Genomic DNA, 4730 nt, shown 5'->3' with positions numbered 1-4730 from the left:
GCGTAGGTGACCCGCCCGCCCCAGTCAAACCAGGAGAACCGCCACCCACACCTTCCCACCACCCGAACCAGACCCTCGCCTCTCGGCTCCGGCCCGCTCCCTCGCGGCTCCGATAAAGTTACACGGGAGTGTCCAGGAAACCAACTCCGCGCTGTTTGCGCAGGTAGTGGATGGTTTATCGCTTCCGCTTCCGTCACCGTGTCCACGGCTGCGAACCGGCGACGTCATCGCCGCCCAGCCCAGCGATCCGGAACCAGGGCCGCGCACCCGCCGCCCGCATCGTCGGCGCGTCGCCTGCCGGGGCCGCAAATCACGGGCAGCAGGACATCGCCCGGTACCTCGGGAAGTAGCCGGCTGCGATTGGTGGTTCTCTCGGACGCGCCCGGGAGCGGCCTGACTCACCGGGCCGCTGTATGCATCCCTCACCCGGCAGAGGTTCCTGCTCGGGCGGCGGGCGGACGGCGCCACCGGGTCCGTTTCCCTCGACGGACTCTCCGTCGGGGTCGGCCTGTGGATCGAGTCTGGGACTGCGCACCAGAGCGTGGCGTCGGCGTTGCTGGGCGTCGTTGAGCCAGGAGGCGTCGACGGCTCGGGGCCGGTCGATCCAGGAAACTGTCGCCCGCTGCCCGCCCGTCACTAAGACGGCGCGGAACACCGGGTATGGGCTACGGGGAAGTCTCGGTAGATCACAAGCGTCTCCCCCGCCGCTCGCGATGGTCTCTTTCGCGTCGCACCCGATGAGTCGGCGTACGCGAACCGGTAGTGATCACCACCAGTCTGCGACGCCACAGACGCATGGGACGTTCTTCCGGGTACCCCCGCCGGCGGCCTTCCCACCGTCGCTTGTGCTGCCTCCGCGCTCGCAGGCACCGACACACCCTGCGTAACGACCACCCCGGGCGCCTCCGGTGGCCCGTCAATTCCCGACGATGGGCCGCGGCGTGCGATCCCGACTGCCCTGGCCACTATGGGTCTCCGACAGAGGGGACCGCGGTATCTCGAGGACGGCTCATCAAGAGCCGACGATCAAGGCCAGTTGGAGAGGATCCGCCTCGTCCTGTGGAGGTACGTCGCTACCCGCCGCGCGAACAACACTGGTGAAACCGACCGGGTGGACCTCGAGCAGACGAGGAATCCTAGTCAACAGTAGAGACCCGAGCAGGATCGGCGAGACGCCGATCCTGATGACGCACCTCGAGGACCCGATCCGATAGGTCGCGGCGCAACTGGTGCGGGGGCGGGACGGGCTGACTCCTGCATTTCCGCGAGCCGCCAGGAAGGAGTCGACGCCCGAGTGAGTACCGACCCCCCGGGCCACGAGTTAACGGTCACCTCTCCCGAGCCAGCGGCGCAGGGGCATTGGGTGATTGCTGTGGGCCAGCGGGCCCACACTCGTCGCTGATACAGCCTGACGATCCAGCAGAGAGCGCGAAGGCCGGGGATCGTGAAAGCAGGGGCACTCGTTGATGCCCCGCAAGAATCGTGTGGGACATGTCCGCCCCGGACTCAGCAGGGTAGACAAGGCGGACGATGCAAGGCTGCCGGTACCGAGCGCAAGTCCGGCCAGACGGGGCAGTGCGACCAATGATTGGCCGGAGTGCGGATCCCACCGGGTGGTGATGAGAGCGCCCGGGTACCACTTTCCACTGATGGGTATAGCACCGTGCGCGCGTCGAGAAAGCCTGCGGTCGACACTGTGGTCGGCGACTGGGGCCGCATAGTCACCTCTCCGCCGAACTCCCCGGCATCCGGGTCACAGTCAGTTGGCTCCGGCCCACAACGTCCGTATCGACTCGGTGAACTCTTCGGTCGACCTCCGCGTGACAGGGCACCCGGCCAGGGTTGTCGACAGCCAGCAGACGGCCCCCGGGCCCCGCTCGAGCGCCATGGAAATCGAACAGGGGCCAGAGCTCGCCCCACCCCTGAACAGTGAGTGCCCCAGACGACGTGAACCGGCCGCTCACCTGCCGCACGGCGAGCCGACAACGGGACCGCTAGCAATCTCCGGTGATCTCATTGCCAGTCGGGAGGATCACGCTGACCGATCGGGGCGACTCCCCCACGTCCTTGAACGCGCCAGCAACGATGCGCTGCGTCCCGAGATGGCTGCACGGACGAGGTCCCCTCATCCCAGGCGCCATCGGCGCCCCTGTGCACAGGACCTCGCCGATCTGACGTGTCCGTGAGGTTCTCGCGAACCCGTCACCACGCAGGGCGAAACCGACGATTACTCCCTGAAGGTTTTCGTCTCGCGTCGGCCGGCCGACGACCGGGAGGCTTCCGGCAATCTGGCCCGAACTAAAACGGCCCGCTCGCCGCGAGCCAAGGCTCTTGAGGCCTGCAATCCGGAACATCGGTCAAGCGTGAGAAGAGATCAGTCAGCGAACTTCGCGACGAGGATCGAGTTCAGCAAGTCCGACACGATCGTTTTGCTCGATTCGCCCGGAGCCGGCAACACCCAATTGGAACTCTCGCAGCGAGTAGAACGCTATTGCCACCCGCTCGAGGCCGCGGTGCGCGTGCTCGCCCACCGGTCACGGATGGTCATCGACGAGGCCGGCTACGTGAGATTCGACTCCGACCTGAGTTGGACCTCCTTAGTGCCCCGCTGAGATGACGCTGGTGATGGCTTGGGCGTCGTCGTCCAGCGGAGTGCGGGCGGTGAGCTCGTGTCCGTCGACGTCGATGACGACGGTATGGATTCGACGCAGGATCCGCACGATCTTCTTGATCGACATGCCGGTGCAATTCTGCAGGTGACGGGCGATCGCGAGGGCCGCGAAGACGATGGTCAGGTGTGCTTCTATCGAGTCGCGGGTGCGGTGAAAGATCGGCCGTGCTTTCAGATCCGACTTGGCCATTCGGAACGACTGCTCGACCTTCCACAAATCGTGATAAGCGGCTACGACGGCGTGGCCATCCATGATCTTCGGGTCGATGTTGGTGACGTAGCCCTTGTAGCCGGCCGACTGGCGGGCCCGCTCGATCGACGCCTCGTCCAGTGCGACGGTTTGGCCGGTGACCTTCACGAACCGCTGCTTCTTGAGCGGTTCCGCCCGGTCAGCAACCCTTTGGGCGCGGTCGATCTGCGCGTTGAGCGTGCGGCGATCCCGCTGAGCACGTTGCCATTTGTAGTGCCACACCACCCTCCGGTCGCGTCGATCCCGTCCCTGGCCCATCGGGCGAGTCAGTTCCACGACCTCGCCGTCCTCGATGGCGTTGCCACGCCGGCCGAAGTGGTCCTCGAGTTACTTCGGCGCCTTCGAGGTGCGGGATGCGACGATGAACGACAGCCCGGCGTCCTCCAGGGCGTTGAGGTTCGCCGCCGAGAGCATGCCCGCATCGGCGACGACGACCGTGTCGCTCACCTGGTGGCGCTGCTGGAAAGCATTGATGACCGGAATGAGCGTCTTGGTCTCGGCCTTGTTGCCCTCGAACACGTGGAGATCCAGCGGGAACCCGTCCCGGGCCACCAGCAGGCCCACGGTGATCTGCGGGTCGACGCGGCGTTCCTTGCTCATGCCGACCTTGCGTAGGCCGTCTTCCTTCTCGGCCTCGAAGTACAGCGTGGTCGGGTCGTACAACACCAGGGCAGCGCCCGGGCCGCCGGCGGCGGTGACGTGCTCCCAGCACGCGGTTGCCAGCACGGTGCGATAGTCACGCTCGACGCAGCGAGCAAGCGACCTCTTGATGCTCGACAGCCGTGGAGCATCGACGCCGATGTCGTCCAGGACACGGGGTGTATCAAGTTTGCTGGTCGGCTCGACCAGCCGGGCGCACACAAGCGTTTTGAACGTCTCATCGGCCACGGCATCGAAGCCGAGTGCGTCGAAGGTGCTGGTCAACGTCTGCCACAGCAGTTCACTGGAGTGTCGGCGCACTACCGCCTCCCCGCCGGAACGGACCTGCGCTTCCGGCTCCGAGCCCAGGTCCAGGGGCTGCTGACCAGCGTGGATCTTGCCCCTGGCCACGGCGATCAACGCCGCCAGCTCGCTTTCGGTGTGCGCGGATCCGATGTGCTCCAAGATCTTCCGCTGGCCGCGGATCTTCTCCACGATCTGCACAGCCGTCGCTCCCGACGACGTTTTCACCTTCCGCACGAACGGGCTCACACCCACAACCTACAGCCCGGCTAGTGCCCCGAATCTCTGACCCGAATTCCGCTGACCAGCAACGATGAACGCCGGTGGCCCCCAGAACCCATCAAGAGGTCCAACTCAGGTCCGAGGCCGGCGCCATGGGCTCCGGGCGCCTCGCCCACCCTTGCTCAGTGCGCGCTCCACGTGACGCGTGACGCGTGACGCGTGACGCGTGACCACGGTGCCGGACATTCAGCAGGGGACACAACTCGCCCCGTCCCGTGGATGCTTCAGCCGCTGCCGACCCGGCCGGCTCAGATCAGCTGGGCCTCGGCAGTCCCGCAGCAAGCACAGCAGACCGCGCACGCCGACTCCGCGCACTGACGATCGCCCGCGGCGGCGGCACGGGCCGCCTCACAGGCGACCGGGTTTCCGGCCTGCGATCCCGGTATCTGATCGCCCCGGACCCCCAATCACCTCGAGACCGAGCAGCTCCACCGGGCGACCCCGGACCACCAGAAACGGGTGTCCGCGTACACCCTGATGTGTCGGTCCGGGGACAGGTTCATGTGTAGGTCGGTGTTCGGCGTTCCGTAGTTGTTCGCCGAGGTGGGTGGGCCACCCTTGGAGTCGTCTTCCGGCAAGTTGACG

Annotated in this window: 1 protein-coding gene and 1 pseudogene; one reads left to right on the top strand and one right to left on the bottom strand. The window is 66.3% G+C overall.

Annotated elements, in window-relative coordinates:
• Positions 1–2363 precede the first annotated feature (2363 nt).
• Positions 2364–2612 (top strand): P-loop NTPase family protein, encoded by a 249-nt coding sequence (locus AC3DE3_RS17075; protein WP_260487311.1) that lies wholly within the window; start codon positions 2364–2366, stop codon positions 2610–2612.
• Here the strand turns inward: AC3DE3_RS17075 and AC3DE3_RS17070 are convergent.
• A pseudogene (locus AC3DE3_RS17070) lies at positions 2598–4112 on the bottom strand (IS1634 family transposase). The gene AC3DE3_RS17075 and the pseudogene AC3DE3_RS17070 sit on opposite strands and share 15 nt — an antisense overlap.
• Between the last annotated feature and the right edge of the window lie 618 nt (positions 4113–4730).

It is taken from the genome of Dietzia sp. IBK-p2-16D, from assembly GCF_057773085.1.
This window is presented reverse-complemented; position numbering and strand designations above follow the sequence as displayed.